Below are 14,683 nucleotides of genomic sequence, written 5' to 3' on the forward strand. Positions count from 1 at the left end.
TTCTCACTTCATTCCTGCCCGCGGGGCGGCCCATGACGATCGGCTAGGCGGTCCGCGCCTCGGCCGCGAGCACGCTCGTATAGAGCTTGCCGACGCCGATCAGGGCGATGCCGAGGCCGAGGAAGGAGAGGATGCGCAGCACGCCCTCGAGCGCCGCCGCGTCGACCAGGAACACCTTGAGCACCGTCGCGGTCAGCAGCAGCAGGCCGGCGAGGCGCAGCGGCTTGTCGGCCATGCGCACGCCCGCGCCGAGCAGCCCGACCGAGAGCAGAAGCCCGGCCAGCGAATAACCATAGCGCTCGCCGACCGGCATATCGATCGCGGTCAGCGTCGCGCCGTGGAAGGCCTGGCGCACCAGCAGCATCACCCCCGCGATCAGCGCGCCCAGGAACAGGATGAGCCACAAAACCTGCCAGCGGCCGCCGCGCCGCCGCGCAAGATGCAGCCAAAAGGCGCTGCCGATGAAGGCGGGAAGGATCAGGTTGAGGAGCGGCAGCGGCCCGATCCATTGCGGCGTCAGCACCGGATTGTGGAGGATGAGGTCGAACCAGATGAGGCGCGCCGCGGCGACGAGGGTCAGCGCCATGCCCCAGGCCGGCAGCCGCTCCGCCAGCCGGGCGTCGCGCAGCGTGCCGCTGGCGAGCAGCCAGCCGGCGAGGAACAGCGTCTGGGTCAGCACCATCCTCTCGGCGAAGCCGCGCGCGTCGAAATCGGCCCGGTCCTCGATCGCGAAGACCTGCTTGAACAGGATGTAGCCCGCGGCGGCGAGCAGGGCCGCGCCGGTTGTGGGCAGCGCGCGGGCATGAAGCGGCGCCAGAGGCGGCAGGACGCGCCATACGGCCAGCAGCAGCGCGCCCGTCAGCGCGAGCGATTGCAGCGCCGCGGCCGGCGTCGGCAGCGCCGTCACGAAAGCGGGTTCGGCGATCAGCGAGCCGCCGATCGTGGCCCAGAGCTCGGGCACCAGTAGCACGGAAGCCGTGGCCGCAGCCGCGGACACGGCGAGCGCGACCATCGCCAGGCCGACGTCGCGCAAACGCCGCGCCGCGCCGGCGGCCGCGAGCGCGACCAGCGCCCAACCCGCCGGCATCAGGTCATTGGGGAGGAGATCATAAGCCGCGGCCATCAGCAGCAAGGCCGACGTCGCTCCGGCGATCAGCAGCGGCAGGTCCGGCTGGCCTTCGGCGCGGGCTTCGCCGCGGTGGCGCCAGGCAAGCACGGCCGGGCCGACGGCCAGCAGGAGCATCAGCGCGCCCCAGACGGGCCCGGCGAGGAGTCGCCCCTCGCCGGCACGCAGGATCAGCGCGGGGGCGGCGAGCGCGGCGCAGGCCACGGCGGTCCAGGGCAGGCGGGATCCGTCGCGCGCCGCCAGCGGCCAGGCGAAGCCGGTGAAGAGCAGAGCGGTCGCCGCCGCGGCCCAGGGAAGGATCGGGTTGCTGTCGAACAGGCTTTTGGCGGCGAGCAGCACCAAAGCCAGCAACAAGGCGAGCGGCGGCAGCAGCCGATATTCCTCGCGCCGCGTGGCGAGGACCAGGCTCGCCAGCGCGAGCGTGCCGAACAGAGCCCAGGCGGCGACGCCGAGATCGGTCCGCGCCACCAGCACCGCGAGCTGGAGCAGGCCGATCGCCGCCGGCTGCAGGAGATGGAGATGGCGCCCTTCACCGGGCCGCGCGAGCGAGGCGGCGATGCCCATGGCGACGATGAACACGCCCGCGGCCAGCGCATCGGGCGCGCGCGACATCAGCAAGGCCGCCGACCAGAGGAAGCTCAGCACGACCGCGCCGGCAGCGAGCCAGGTCCAGCCGCGGCGCTGCGCCAGCGCGAACAGGGCCGCGTTGAGCAGCGCCAGGTAAGCGAGCAGGGGCACCGCGCTGGCGTTCGGATCGCCGACCAGCAGCGGAGTCAGGAAGCCGCCGGTGAGGCCCATCACCGCCGTCGGCGCGCCGTGGCGCAGCGCCAGCACCAGCGCCGCCGCCGTGATCAGTGCCATCAGCGCGGAAGCGACGCCGACCGGCATCAGCCCGTATAATGTCAGCGATCCGTAAGTCGCGGCATAGAGGACGAAGATGCCGGCGCCGACTAGGGTCTGGGCGACGCGGGGATCGGCGGTGAAGCCAGGCCGGCTGCGCGCGATTTCGCCGCCGGCGATGAGCAGCAGGCCGAATGCCCCCGCCATCGCCATCCGCACCGGCGGGGTCACCAGGCCGATCTCGATCGAATAGCGCACCAGGAACACACCCGCGACCGCTAGCGCGATGCCGCCGACCCAGATCAGCAGCCGCCCGCCGACGAAGCGCTCGAACAATATCGCAAAGGTCTCGCGGACCGGCAAAGCCGGTTCCTCGGCGGGCGGCTCGGTCCACTCCTCGGCTCGGGCAGGCGGCTCGGTGGCCGGTTCGGGAGCTGCCCTTTGGACGGTGTAGGCGCGGACTGCCTGGGTCGGCTCGGCGGGCGGATGCAGGGCATGGCCGAGCGCGTCAAGCTGCTCTTCGAGACGCGCCAGCCGGAGGCTCGTCTTCCGGTGGGCGGCGAACAGGGCGACCAGCCCGACCAGAAGGAGCAGCTCGATCATCGCCGAGGGACTAGCCGCTCGTGCCGGCCCTGTCACGGTTGCGCGATTGTTGCAGAGCGTCGCGCGCCATCCCACATAGCCCCCACAAAGAGAGCGGGAGCGGACATGGAAAGCTGGCACGGGACAACGATCCTGGGTGTGCGTAAGAACGGGAATGTGGTCGTCGCCGGCGACGGCCAAGTGTCGCTGGGCCAGACGGTGATCAAGCCCAATGCCCGCAAGGTCCGCCGCCTCCACGACGGTTCGGTGATCGGCGGATTCGCCGGCGCCACCGCCGACGCCTTCACTCTGTTCGAGCGGCTGGAGCGCAAGCTCGAGCAGCATCATGGGGCATTGATGCGCGCCGCGGTCGAGCTCGCCAAGGACTGGCGGACCGACAAATATCTGCGCAACCTCGAGGCGATGATGATCGTCGCCGACAAGGACGTGACCCTGATCCTCACCGGCAATGGCGACGTGCTCGAGCCCGCCGACGGCATCGCCGCGATCGGATCGGGCGGCAATTTCGCGCTGTCGGCCGCGACCGCCATCTTCGAATATGAGGAGGACGCGGAGACGATCGCGCGCAAAGCGATGAAGATCGCCGCCGATGTCTGCGTCTACACCAACGGGAATCTCACCATCGAAAAGATCGAGGGCGCGGCCTGACAGACCAGTTCCCCGGCGGAAGCCGGGGCCCAGTAATTGAGGCCGGATTGGGTTCCGGCTTTCGCCGGAACGCAAGGTAGACATGAACGACAATCTCACCCCGAAGGCGGTCGTCGCCGCTTTGGACTCCCACATCGTCGGCCAGGACGAGGCCAAGAAGGCGGTCGCGGTCGCCCTGCGCAACCGGTGGCGCCGCCAGCGCCTGTCCGAGGATCTGCGCGAGGAGGTCACGCCCAAGAACATCCTGATGATCGGGCCGACCGGCTGCGGCAAGACCGAGATTTCGCGCCGGCTGGCCAAGCTCGCCAACGCGCCTTTCGTGAAGGTCGAGGCGACCAAGTTTACCGAGGTCGGCTATGTCGGCCGCGACGTCGAGCAGATCGCCCGCGACCTCGTCGAGGAAGCCGTTCGGCTCGAGAAGGAGCGCCGCCGAGGCGCGGTGCGCGAAGCCGCCAGCGAAGCGGCGATGGAGCGGCTGCTCGATGCTTTGGTCGGCAAGGAAGCGAGCCAGGCGACCCGCGAGAGCTTCCGCCAGCGCCTCGCCGACAACCATCTCAACGACAAGGAGGTGGAGATCGAGCTGGTCGAGACGGCGAGCCCGACGATGGAGATACCCGGCCTCGGCGGCCAGGTCGGCATGATCAACCTCAGCGATATGATGAGCAAGGCGTTCGGCCAGCAGCCCAAGAAGAAGCGCCGGCTGCGCGTCGCCGACGCGTGGGATAAATTGGTCGAGGAGGAATCGGATAAGAGGCTCGATGCCGACGACGTCAACCGCACCGCTTTGCGCGACGCGGAGGCGAACGGCATCGTCTTCCTCGACGAGATCGACAAAATCGCGGTCAGCGACGTGCGCGGCGGCTCGGTCAGCCGCGAGGGCGTGCAGCGCGATTTGCTGCCGCTGATCGAGGGAACCACCGTCGCCACCAAATATGGTCCGCTCAAGACCGACCATATATTGTTCATCGCTTCGGGCGCGTTCCACATCGCCAAGCCGAGCGATCTCCTCCCCGAGCTCCAGGGCCGCCTGCCGATCCGCGTCGAACTGAAGGCGCTGACCGAGGAGGATTTCGTCCGCATCCTGCAGGACACGCGCGCCAGCCTCACCGAGCAATATCGCGCGCTGATCGCCACCGAAGGGGTCGAGGTCAACTTCACCGACGACGGCATCCGCGCGATCGCCCGCATCGCCGCCGAGGTGAACGGCCAGATCGAGAATATCGGCGCGCGGCGGCTGCAGACGGTCATGGAGAAGCTGCTCGAAGACGTCAGCTTCGAGGCCGAGGATCGCAAGGGCGAGACTGTCACGGTGGATGCGGCCTATGTCGAGAAGCAGCTGGCCGCCGTCGCCCGCAACACCGACCTCAGCAAATATGTTCTCTAAACCAAGGATCTAATTGGCCGAGGGAGTCGCACGTTTCGTCGACTCGCTTGCACCCGATTCTCCTTCCGCGGGTTGTCGCTATCCCAACGAAGGAGATCGAGAATGTTGCTGAAGACCGCCCTCTTGGCCGCCGCGGCCGCGTTGCCGCTAGCCGGCGCGGGGGCTCAGGTCGCCGTCGACGTCAATGCCGGCGTCAACGCCAACCTCCCGGTCCAGTCGACCGTCGACGCCGCCACCGATGCGGTCCGCGACGCTGCGAACACAGCGGCGGATGCGGCCAACCAGTCAGTCGGTGCGACTGCCAAGGCCGAGGCCGGGGACGCGAAGCTCGTCGCGGTGACCCAGGCCGACATCAAGGCGGGCGATACCGTGCGCGACACGGCCGGCGGGGTCGTCGGCAAGATCGAATCGGTCGATGCGAGCGGCGCCGTGATCGCCACTGGCAAGAGCCGCGTGCAAATCCCGGTCACCAGCTTCGGCAAGAACCAGCAGGGCCTGGTCATCGCCATGACCCGCGCCGAGCTCGACGCGGCGGCATCGGCCAAGACGCCGTCCTGACCGCAGCCGAGACGGGCCGCGCCGGTTTTCCCCTGCCGGCGCGGCCCTTTCGATTCCTGCGCTGACGGATCCGCGCGAAATGGTGTAAGGGGACGGCGAACTGACCGGGGTCGCCGATGACGATGACCAGTCCAGCCGCTGCCAACCCGTCGGGGCTGCCGGCCCGGCCATGGCCCTATCGCTTCATCAAGAAAATGCGCGGCCGGCTCGACCGGGTCATCGCCCGCTCCTCCCTGGTTCCCAACGATCCCGTCCTCGACAGCACCGATTTCCCCTGGACGGCGACGCTAGAGGCGAATTGGGAGGCGATCCGCGACGAGGCGGCGACCTTGCTGCCGCGGATCGAGGAGGTGCCGCCGCTGCGTTCGGTCTCCCCAGATCATCGCCGCATCGCCACCACCGACCTGTGGAAATCCTTCTTTCTCTACGGCTACGGCTATCGCCTCGACGACAATTGCGCGCGCTGCCCCCGCACGGCCGATCTGGCCTCGCGCATTCCCGGCCTCAACAGCGCCTTCTTCTCGATCCTGCTGCCCGGCATGCACATCAAGGCGCATCGCGGCCCGACTAAGGGACTGCTCACCTGTCATCTCGGGCTGATGATCCCGGACGGCTGCCGGATGCACCTCGCCGATTCGACGATCCACTGGCGCGAAGGCGAATGCATCGTCTGGGACGACACCTACCGCCACGAGGTCTGGCATGAGGGCGCCACGCCGCGCGTCATCCTGCTTGTGCAGGTCGAACGCCCGCTGCGCGCACCGGGAAAGCAGGTCGCCGACCTGTTTCTCGCCGGCATCCGCCGCTCGCCGTTCGTGCAGGAAGGCAAGCGCAACATGGCTGCCTGGGAGCGGGCGATGAAGGTCGGCGAGCGCGAAGCCTGAGCGCCGGGGTCTCGACGGCGCCGGGAACGCTCCGGCGGAGCCGGGGTTGACCCAGCCATGACCGAGACGAAACCGCCCTCCCGCCTGCGCCGCTTCCTCCACTCCGCTGCCGTGGAACTCGAGCGCGACGTTGACCGGTTCGAGCGCGTGCTCGCGCGCGGCGAAGGCCACGATCGCAAGGTGCGGATGCTCGCTTATGCCGGCTACCGCAACGACCGCATGGTGCGGCTGAAGGGCCGGATCGTGCGCTACGAGAAGCCGCTCGACGCGGGCGAGGGGACGCTCACCCGGCTGCGGGCGATGATGGAGATCTACAACAGCAACGAGCTGCCGGGCGTCGCGGTGCGCTGCGAAGGCTATGGCCACATGATCGAGACCGTCACCGACGAGGAAGGCTATTTCACGTTCGAGCTGCCGATCGAGCTGCCGCTTCCGGAGGCGACCGGCTGGGAGCGGGTGACGCTCTCCACCCCCGGCCGCGAGGCGCAGCGCGACCGCATTCCGGTGCCGGTGATGGCGCCCGGCACCGGCAATCACTGGGGCATCATCTCCGACATCGACGACACGGTCGTCGAGACCGGCGCCACCAATTTCCTCAAGAACTGGCGGCGCGTTCTGGTCGAGCAGCCGCAGGACCGGCTCGCGGTGCCCGGCGCCTCGACCCTCTACAAGATGATCGCGCGCGATCATGTCGCGCCGGTGCGGCCCTTCTTCTACGTCTCGTCGAGCCCGTGGAACCTCTATGGCTTCATCACCGAGTTCATGGAGCTGAACGGAATCCCGCACGGGCCGATGTTCCTCAAGGATTACGGCATCGACGAGAGCAAATTGTTCAAGACCGGGCACGACACGCACAAGCTGCAGGCGATCGAGACCGTGCTCGCTTTCTATCCCGGGCTTCGTTTCCTGCTTATCGGCGACAACGGCCAGCAGGACGTCGAGATCTACGCGAAGGCGGTCGAGGACTACCCCGAGCGGATCGCCGCGGTCTTCATCCGCGATGTCTCCGGCACGTGCCGCAGCGGCGCCAAGGGCGCGCTCCTCGCCGGCATAGAGGCCAGGGGCATCCCCACTTTCTGCGGCGCCGGCTTCGACGATGCGGTGAAGGTCGTCGAGACGCTCGACCTCGACCGGCCGCTCGAGGCGGCGAAGGCGATCGTGCAGAAGGCTTGATCTCGTGTCCGCCGGGGCTAGGCTCCGTCGCCCCTGCACCGGAGATCGCGATGAAGCTCTTCCTCTTTGCCCTGCTCGCCGCCGCCGCTCTTCCTGCCGCCGCCGATGCGCGGCTCAGCGCGGCCGAGAAGAAGATGGTGGAGGTCGTCGAGCAGGAGCGCGCGCGCACCCTGGGTCTGCTCGAGACACTGGTGAACCAGAATAGCGGGTCGATGAACCTGCCGGGGGTCGAGGCGGTCGGCAGGATGGTGCGCGCCGAACTCGAGCCGCTCGGCTTCGAGGTGCGCTGGGTGCCGATGGAACATACCGGCCGCGCCGGCCACATCGTCGCCACCCACAAGGGCAATGGCCGCGGCAAGAAGATGCTGCTGATCGGCCATCTCGACACCGTGTTCGAACCCGATTCGCCGTTCCAGCGCTTCGAGCTGAAGGGCGACCGCGCCGAAGGTCCGGGCATCGGCGACGACAAGGGCGGTATGGTCGTTATGATCGCGGCGTTGCGCGCGATGAAGGCGGCCGGCACGTTGAAGGATGCCGATATCGAGATCGTGCTCACCGGCGACGAGGAACGTCCGGGTGCGCCGATCGAGGCGGCGCGGGCCGATCTGATCGCGGCCGGCAAGCGCGCCGATGTCGCGCTCGACTTCGAGGGGCTGAGCCAGGAGGGCGGCGTCGATATCGGCTCGATCGCACGGCGCAGCTCGACTTCGTGGGAGCTCAAGACGACCGCGAAGAGCGGCCATTCGAGCGGCATCTTCGCCAAGGGCGTGGGCGACGGCGCGATCTACGAGCTCGCGCGCATCATCGCAGCCTTCCGCCAGGAGCTGCCCGAGCCCAACCTCACGTTCAACGTCGGCCTGATCGCCGGCGGCGCCACTGCCGCGACCGATGAGCAGGGCGTGCGCGCCACCGCGACCGGCAAGACCAACATCATCCCCGCCATCGCCATCGCCCGCGGCGACCTGCGCACCCTGTCTGACGCGCAGACCGAGCGCGTCCGCGCCAGGATGCAGGCCATCGTCGCGCGCAGTCCGCTCGCAGGCACGCAGGCCGAACTCACCTTCAAGAAGGACGGTTACCCGCCGATGGCGCCGACCGAGGGCAATCGCGCGCTGCTCGTCCGGCTCAACCTCGTCAATCGCGACATGGGCCTCCCGCAAATGGGCGAGCTCGATCCGGCCAAGCGCGGCGCCGGCGACATCAGCTTCGTCGCCAACGACGTCGATGGCCTGATCGGCCTCGGCACCGCAGGCACCCGCTCGCACGCGCCGGGCGAGGACATTGAGATCGCCAGCCTCGACCGCCAGGCCAAAAGAGCGGCCATCCTGATGTCGCGGCTGGCGCGGGAGAAGGCGCCGCCGAACCGCAACTGAACCCCTTGTCAGTAGCCCGAAAGCGCGGCATCCCAGCGACATAAGGAGCGGCGAGCAACGCCGCTCCGCTTTTAGGGGGGATCCATGTCGCGTCTAACCGCCAAGCTCCTGTGCGCCACCGCCGCGCTCACCGTCCACGCCGCGCCGGCTTCGGCGCAGAGCATCGACCGTATCGTCGCGTTCGGCGACAGCTATGCCGACACCGGCAATCTCTGGGAGTTCGGCGTGCCGCGCCCCGCCCCCTACCCCAATGGGCGCTTCAGCAACGGTACCAACTTCATCGACACGATGGCGCAGGCGTTGAACGTTCCAGTCGATAATTTCGCGATCGGCGGCGCCTATACCGGCACCGGCAATATCAATCCGGTCGGCCCGCTCGGCTTCCAGCTCCAATATCAGTCGTTCCTCTCCGGGGGCGGCCCCGCCGCCTTCCCGCGCGTCGACGGCAGGTTCGACGCCGGCGACCTGCTCGCCATCTCGATCGGCGGCAACGATGCCCGCGCCTACCGGCTGGGCGGTGGCACGGTGGCCGGAGCGCCTGCCGCGGCCGCGATCCGCGTCGGCGAGGCGACGGCGGGCCTCAATGCGCTGGTCGATGCCGGCGCCCGCAACATCACCTTCCTGGCGGGCGACGTCGGCCGTCTGCCCGAGGCGGTGGGCCAGCCAAGCGCGGCCGCCGGCTCGGCCTTCTCGACCGCTTTCAACAACGGGATGCAGACCACGCTCGCCGGCTTCGCCAACCAGGGCGTGATCGTGAACTATCTCAATCTCAACACGGTCGGCGATGTCGTCCAGGCCAATCCCGCGGCGTTCGGGCTGCAGAGCGCCGGCGCCTGCCCGCTCGCCTGCGTCACCACCAATCCCGAATTGCTCGATCGCTATTTCTTCTATGTCGATCAGCTGCACCTCACGTCCAAGGGCTTCGAAATCGTCGGCCGCTATGCGGTTAGGCAGCTCGAAGCGCCGCTCCATTTCCAGGCGCAGACCGACGTCGGCCTGGAAACCGCGCGCGCCTTCGGCTCGACGCTGCTCGGCCGTCTCGATCTTTCCGATGCGCGCCACGGCGGCAATGGCGAGGGCGGCCTCAATTTCTACGTCACCGGCAATTTCGCCGGGCGTGATTACGGCCGCAGCGCGACCAACCTGTCCTACGATCTCGATGTCGTCGGAATCACCGCCGGCGCCGAATATGATGCGGCGCCGGGCGCCGTGATCGGCGCAGCCGTCAATTATTCGCGCGCCAAGGCGGATTTCGTGACGACCGATGGCCAAGCCGAGGCGCGGGCGTGGCAGGCGGGCGTCTACGCCGGCTGGGCCGCCGCGGCCGGCGCCTTCATGGAAGGTTATGCCGGCTATGGCTGGCTTGATTTCGAGAATGAGCGCGCCGCCGTGATCGACCGGCTCGAGGGAGAGAGCGACGGTCACGCGATCACTGCCGGGGCCAAGGCGGGCTATCTGTTCGGGGTCGGCAACTGGCGCGTCGGCCCGGTCCTCGGCGTCCAGTACGCCGAGGCGGAACGCGACGGCTATACCGAGACCGGCGACCCGGTGCTGACGCTCGCCGTGTCCGACCAGGACGTGAAGGCGCTGGCCGGCAGCGCCGGCGTGGAGGCGCGCGGCGAAGTGGATATGGGCGGTCTCGCCGTCCGCCCCTATGTTGCCTTGACCGCCGAGAAGGACTTCGAAGGCGATAGCCGCACCATCCGTTATGCCGGCACCGCGGCGCCGACGATCGTCAACGGCTTCGTGCTGCCCAGCCGGTCCAAGGACACCTATGCCCGCCTGACCGGCGGCGCGAGCTTCTCGCTGGGCGAGCGGATCGCGCTGCAAGTCAACGCCAGCTCCTCGTTCGAGCAGGAAGGCGGCAATGATTTCTCCGGCTTCGTCGGGGTGAAGCTCGGCTTCTGATCGTGCGGGCGGCGAGAGGCTCACGATTTCTCGCCGCCCCGCCGACCGCGGTGCCGCTGCCAACCCCTTGGCAATCGTCCCGGCCGAGAGATAATGTGGCCGCATGACATACAGACCGATGGGAATCGCCGCACTTTTCGTCCTTGCGCTGGCCGGCTGCGGCGACAAGCCCGCCGACGCGCCGGCCGAGACGCGGAAGATGACGGCGAGTTCGCCGTTCGTGGATCAATTGAAGGGGCTCAGCGAACTCAACCGCGGGCTGGCACTGCGCCGAGCGATCCAGGATTCGGGCTCGGCCTGCAAGAAGGTCGAGCAATCGGGCTATCAGGAGGATTACAAGAATCTCTCCATGTGGACCGCGCGCTGCTCGGACACGAAGGACTGGGCGATATTCATCGCGCCCAATGGCGACGTGCAGGTTCGCAAGTGCGCAGACACGGCGCAGCTCCAATTGCCGGCCTGCCGGATCGAAGAGCAGGCGAGCTAGGCCGACTCCAGCTCCGTGTACCGGTAGGCGTCGCGGATATGGGCGTTGAAATGGCGTCCCTTGCTGAACGCGGAGCGGAAGCGCTCATATTCCTGCGGCGGCACGTCGTGATAGAGATAGCGGCGACCGGTGGTGAACTCGATCGCGAGCTTGCGCTCCCCGGCATCGTAGAGATGCGTGCGGATGACCGTCGACGGCATAGGACCAAAACGAACAGGGCGCCGATTGGAGCCGCAGGGGAGACGCGGCCGGTGGCCGGGCGCTCCCCCGCAGCCTCGTCCTACCAGCGATAGCCGCCGCGCCAGTTGCGGTAGCGGTGGTCCCGCTTCCAGCCGCGCCAGTCGCGCCGATAGTCGCGTCGATCCTCTCGCCAATCGCGGCGATAGTCACGGCGGGCCTCGCGCACGTCGCGGCGGTAGTCGCGCCTGGCTTCGCGGATGTCACGACGGCTGTCGGCACGGCGCAGATCGCGCCGATAGTCGCGCCGCGCTTCGCGGACGTCCTGGCGATATTCGCGCCAGTTCTGCCGCGGACCGTCGGCCAGCGCTGGTGCCGCCGGCAACGCGATCGCGGCAAGTGTGGCCGCGAGAACGAAGATACGCATGATTCTCTCCTACTGCGCCCGTCTGATGCGGGCCTTCGGAAAACGGGCGGCGGAAGAGGCCGGTTGCATGAACCGAAAACTACCGCTCGTTCATCTGCGGTCTAGGTGCGTTCCCTCCGGGGCCACCTTGCGCTAGACTGGCGGCAAGCGTGGCAGACCGGAGGCGGTCATGATGCTGGTCGGAATCGGTGCGTTACTGGTCATCGTCGGGGTCGTGATGACGGCCATTTCGACGCTTCGCCGCGGCCGGCTGAGCGAGCCTCGCGCCATCGCCCCCGATTCCCCACGCGACACGCTGGAGCCGAGCGGCCGCGGCCGCCGCCTCAGCGTGAAGGGCGATCTGCCCTGGCTTGCCCTGATGGGCCTCGGCGCCGTCCTGCTGCTCGTCGGCGCAGCGGCCTGATCTACGCCTAACGAAGCAGGTCCGCGGGCAGGCTCGGCTCGGAGATCAGCCGTTCCATGGCCGCCCAGCGCGCCGCCGGATCCGCGCCGGCGCGTTCGACAAAGGCCTGCACCATATCCTGGCCGAGCCCGTAATTGATCACGTAGGACCGGTATTGCGTGGTGAAGTCGATCGACTGCTCGGCGCGCGCCTTGGACACGAGCTGATATTTCTGGGTGAGCGCGACCGCTTGCGCCCGGTCGATCCGCCCTTCCAGGAAGTCGCGCGCGATCGTGAAGCGGGCGCCGGCAAGATCGCGCATGGCGTGCAGCAGAGCGAGATAGTCGCCCGCTTTCGCGGTTGGGATTCCGGCGAGCGGATAGAGCGCCGCAGTCTCGAAAGCGAGACGCTCCGGCCCTGGAAAGGCGAGATCGATGCCGTAATTGGCCGAGCCCTCGGCGATTAAGGATTGCGGCGAATAGAGCGGATAGACGCTGAACTCGATCCAGCCGCGGCCCTTGGTCAGCCGCTCCTCGAGCAGCATGTTGAGCGCATGGTGGCCCGGATAGCCTTCGTGGCAGCCGAGATCGACCGCGCGGCTGATCCGGATCGGCAGGTCGGTGTTGACCTGGATCAGGCTGTGATAGCCGCCCTTGTAATAATTGTAGCCGGACCAGCTCTTGCCGGTGACGAATTCGAGGTCGAAGCTTTCGCCGGCCGGCATCGCGATATGCTGCGTCGTGCGCCGCTTGCACTCGGCGATTGCCGCGTCGAACACCGGCTTCAGCCGCTCCTTGGGGATCGTGAAGGCGTCCTGGAAGGCATCGACGCGGTCAGCGAGCGGCCTCGATCCCGGGACCAGCGTTTCGATCCGCTTCAGCACCGGGTCGTAATCGGAAAGCGGCTTCAGCTCCGGCCGGACGCCGAACAGCCCTTCCGCTTCCTCGGCGAAGCTCAGCTTCTCGCCCTGAAGCATGCGCAACCGTGTCGTCGCGGCGCGCAGTTGTGCGAGCAGGAAGACGCGGCGGCGCTGCTCGATCGGCTCGAGCGCGGACGGGTCGATCGCATTGGTGCGGTCGGCCAGCCTGGCCGCTTCCCGGCTGAGATGGGCAAGCGAGCGCGGCGCGGCCTTGGCGGCGTCGGCCCATTCCTGGGGCCCGTAATAAGCATCGACATAGCCGGGCTCGCGCTCGCCAATCTCAAGCGTCATCTGGACATAGTCCTTGGCGATTTCGTCGAGGCTGTCGTCCTGGACCCGATCGGAGACGCAGCCGGCGAGGAGCAGCAATGCAAGGCACGCTTTGAAGATCTTCATGGCCGCTGTTCCTCAAGCGAAACGACGTCTCCGTCAATGTCCATCTCGATCGCCTGCTCGGCCTCCGCCTCCCCGTGGCGCCGATGCTGGGGCGCGAGGCGCAGCAGCGCATAGCCGGCGAGCGCGGAGAGCAAGGAGCCGAGCAGCACGCCGATCTTCGCCTCCTCGATCCGCGCCGGCGCGTCGGGGAAGGCGAGGGCGCCGATGAACAGGCTCATCGTGAAGCCGATCCCGCACAGCGAGGACACGCCGTAGATTTGCAGCCAGGTCGCGCCGCGCAGACGCGTCGCAAGCCCCAGTCGCACCGACAGCCACACCGCCAGGAAGATGCCGGCCTGTTTCCCGATGAAAAGGCCGGCGGCGATGCCGAGCGGCAGCGGGGCGAGTATCTGCGCGAGGCCCATGCCCTCCAGCGACACGCCGGCATTGGCGAAGCCGAACAACGGCACGATGAAGAAGGCGACGAGCGGCGCGATCGCATGCTCGAGCCGGTGCAGGGGCGACCGGGCATCGTCCGGGGCTCCCGGGCTCTTGATGATCGGGATTGTGGCCGCAGCGAGCACGCCGGCGACCGTCGCGTGGACGCCCGAGAGCAGCACGGCATACCACAGCGCCGCGGCGAGCAGCGCGTAAACGGTAAGCGAGCGGACGCCGCCCCGGTTGAGCGCGAACATCAGGACGAGGATGCCGGCGGCCGCGGCCAGGGCGACCAGGTCAATCGCAGCTGTATAGGCGACGGCGATGATCGCGACCGCGCCCATGTCGTCGACGATCGCCACCGTGGTCAGAAACAGTTTGAGCGAGGTCGGCGCGCGCCGGCCGAGCAGGGCCAGCACGCCGATCGCGAAGGCGATGTCGGTCGCTGCCGGGATCGCCCAGCCGCGCGACAGGCCGGGGCTGCCGGCGGTGACGGCAAGGTAGATCAAGGCGGGAAAGGCCATCCCGGAGGCCGCGGCAATGAAGGGCAGACGGCGCTGCTCCCAGGTAGCGAGCCGCCCGTCGACGAACTCGCGCTTGATCTCCAGCCCGACGAGCAGGAAGAAAATCGCCATCAGCCCGTCGTTGATCCAGAGATGCGGCGTCATCGGCCCGATCTTGTCGGTCAGCGCAGGGCTGATCGGGGCGTGCAGGAGATGATGATAGGCCTCCGCCATCGGCGAATTGGCGACGAACATGGCGAAGGCCGCGGCGACCATCAGCAGGATTCCGCCCGCCGCTTCGCTGTCGAGGAAGTTGCGCAGAGCGGATCGGGTGGGGGCTTGGGACAAGGGCATGAGCCTGCCTAACCGCTGGCCCGCCCCATCGAAAGCCGGAACGACGAGTCGCGCCTTGGCCCCGATATGGTGGCGGTCCATATCGGATGAAATTCTTCCTCCGAATTCGAGTCATAGTCCGCGG

14 protein-coding genes are annotated in these 14,683 nt (G+C 68.1%); 9 read left to right on the forward strand and 5 right to left on the reverse strand.

Annotation, left to right across the window (positions count from 1 at the left end):
* Positions 1 to 43: 43 nt before the first annotated feature.
* Positions 44 to 2,569, reverse strand: a complete 2,526-nt coding sequence (locus SH591_RS10360) for a DUF2339 domain-containing protein (protein ID WP_324749056.1) — start codon at positions 2,567 to 2,569, stop codon at positions 44 to 46.
* 105 nt (positions 2,570 to 2,674) lie between these two features.
* Between SH591_RS10360 and hslV the strand changes: the two genes are divergently transcribed.
* The 8 genes from hslV to SH591_RS10400 all read left to right on the forward strand — a co-directional run bounded on the left by hslV (position 2,675) and on the right by SH591_RS10400 (position 10,984).
* Entirely contained in the window at positions 2,675 to 3,217 is a 543-nt protein-coding gene (gene hslV / locus SH591_RS10365) for an ATP-dependent protease subunit HslV (protein WP_322831433.1), read from the forward strand.
* An 82-nt stretch (positions 3,218 to 3,299) separates the two neighbouring features.
* Positions 3,300 to 4,601: an ATP-dependent protease ATPase subunit HslU gene (gene hslU, locus SH591_RS10370; protein ID WP_324749057.1), complete on the forward strand. Its 1,302-nt coding sequence runs from the start codon at positions 3,300 to 3,302 to the stop codon at positions 4,599 to 4,601.
* Between the two features lie 102 nt (positions 4,602 to 4,703).
* Positions 4,704 to 5,159 carry a hypothetical protein gene (locus SH591_RS10375; protein WP_322831435.1) on the forward strand — a complete coding sequence of 152 codons (456 nt, stop codon included), beginning with the start codon at positions 4,704 to 4,706 and terminating at the stop codon, positions 5,157 to 5,159.
* 116 nt (positions 5,160 to 5,275) lie between these two features.
* Positions 5,276 to 6,043: an aspartyl/asparaginyl beta-hydroxylase domain-containing protein gene (locus SH591_RS10380; protein ID WP_324749058.1), complete on the forward strand. Its 768-nt coding sequence runs from the start codon at positions 5,276 to 5,278 to the stop codon at positions 6,041 to 6,043.
* A gap of 57 nt (positions 6,044 to 6,100) precedes the next feature.
* Positions 6,101 to 7,216 (forward strand): App1 family protein, encoded by a 1,116-nt coding sequence (locus tag SH591_RS10385; protein ID WP_324749059.1) that lies wholly within the window; start codon positions 6,101 to 6,103, stop codon positions 7,214 to 7,216.
* Between the two features lie 50 nt (positions 7,217 to 7,266).
* On the forward strand, positions 7,267 to 8,589 hold the full coding sequence (locus tag SH591_RS10390; protein ID WP_324749060.1) for a M20/M25/M40 family metallo-hydrolase: 1,323 nt from the start codon (positions 7,267 to 7,269) through the stop codon (positions 8,587 to 8,589).
* Between the two features lie 84 nt (positions 8,590 to 8,673).
* Entirely contained in the window at positions 8,674 to 10,497 is a 1,824-nt protein-coding gene (locus SH591_RS10395; protein WP_324749061.1) for an autotransporter domain-containing protein, read from the forward strand.
* Positions 10,498 to 10,600: 103 nt separating this feature from the next.
* Positions 10,601 to 10,984 (forward strand): hypothetical protein, encoded by a 384-nt coding sequence (locus SH591_RS10400; RefSeq protein ID WP_324749062.1) that lies wholly within the window; start codon positions 10,601 to 10,603, stop codon positions 10,982 to 10,984.
* Here the strand turns inward: SH591_RS10400 and SH591_RS10405 are convergent.
* Positions 10,981 to 11,184, reverse strand: coding sequence for a KTSC domain-containing protein (locus SH591_RS10405; protein WP_324749064.1), 204 nt, complete (start codon positions 11,182 to 11,184; stop codon positions 10,981 to 10,983). The genes SH591_RS10400 and SH591_RS10405 overlap by 4 nt on opposite strands.
* A gap of 80 nt (positions 11,185 to 11,264) precedes the next feature.
* Positions 11,265 to 11,588, reverse strand: coding sequence for a hypothetical protein (locus tag SH591_RS10410; RefSeq protein WP_324749065.1), 324 nt, complete (start codon positions 11,586 to 11,588; stop codon positions 11,265 to 11,267).
* A gap of 169 nt (positions 11,589 to 11,757) precedes the next feature.
* Here SH591_RS10410 and SH591_RS10415 point away from each other — a divergent pair, with 169 nt between their 5' ends.
* Positions 11,758 to 11,991 (forward strand): hypothetical protein, encoded by a 234-nt coding sequence (locus SH591_RS10415; RefSeq protein ID WP_322831443.1) that lies wholly within the window; start codon positions 11,758 to 11,760, stop codon positions 11,989 to 11,991.
* 7 nt (positions 11,992 to 11,998) lie between these two features.
* On the opposite strand, the gene SH591_RS10420 is transcribed toward SH591_RS10415, so the two are convergent.
* Positions 11,999 to 13,285, reverse strand: a complete 1,287-nt coding sequence (locus tag SH591_RS10420; protein WP_324749066.1) for a hypothetical protein — start codon at positions 13,283 to 13,285, stop codon at positions 11,999 to 12,001.
* A complete protein-coding gene (gene nhaA, locus SH591_RS10425) occupies positions 13,282 to 14,553 on the reverse strand; it encodes a Na+/H+ antiporter NhaA (RefSeq protein WP_416385180.1) in 1,272 nt (423 codons plus the stop codon). Before nhaA ends, SH591_RS10420 begins: the two co-directional genes overlap by 4 nt.
* Positions 14,554 to 14,683 lie beyond the last annotated feature (130 nt).

The sequence above is a fragment of the Sphingomonas sp. LY54 genome (genome assembly GCF_035594035.1).
Lineage (GTDB): Bacteria > Pseudomonadota > Alphaproteobacteria > Sphingomonadales > Sphingomonadaceae > Allosphingosinicella.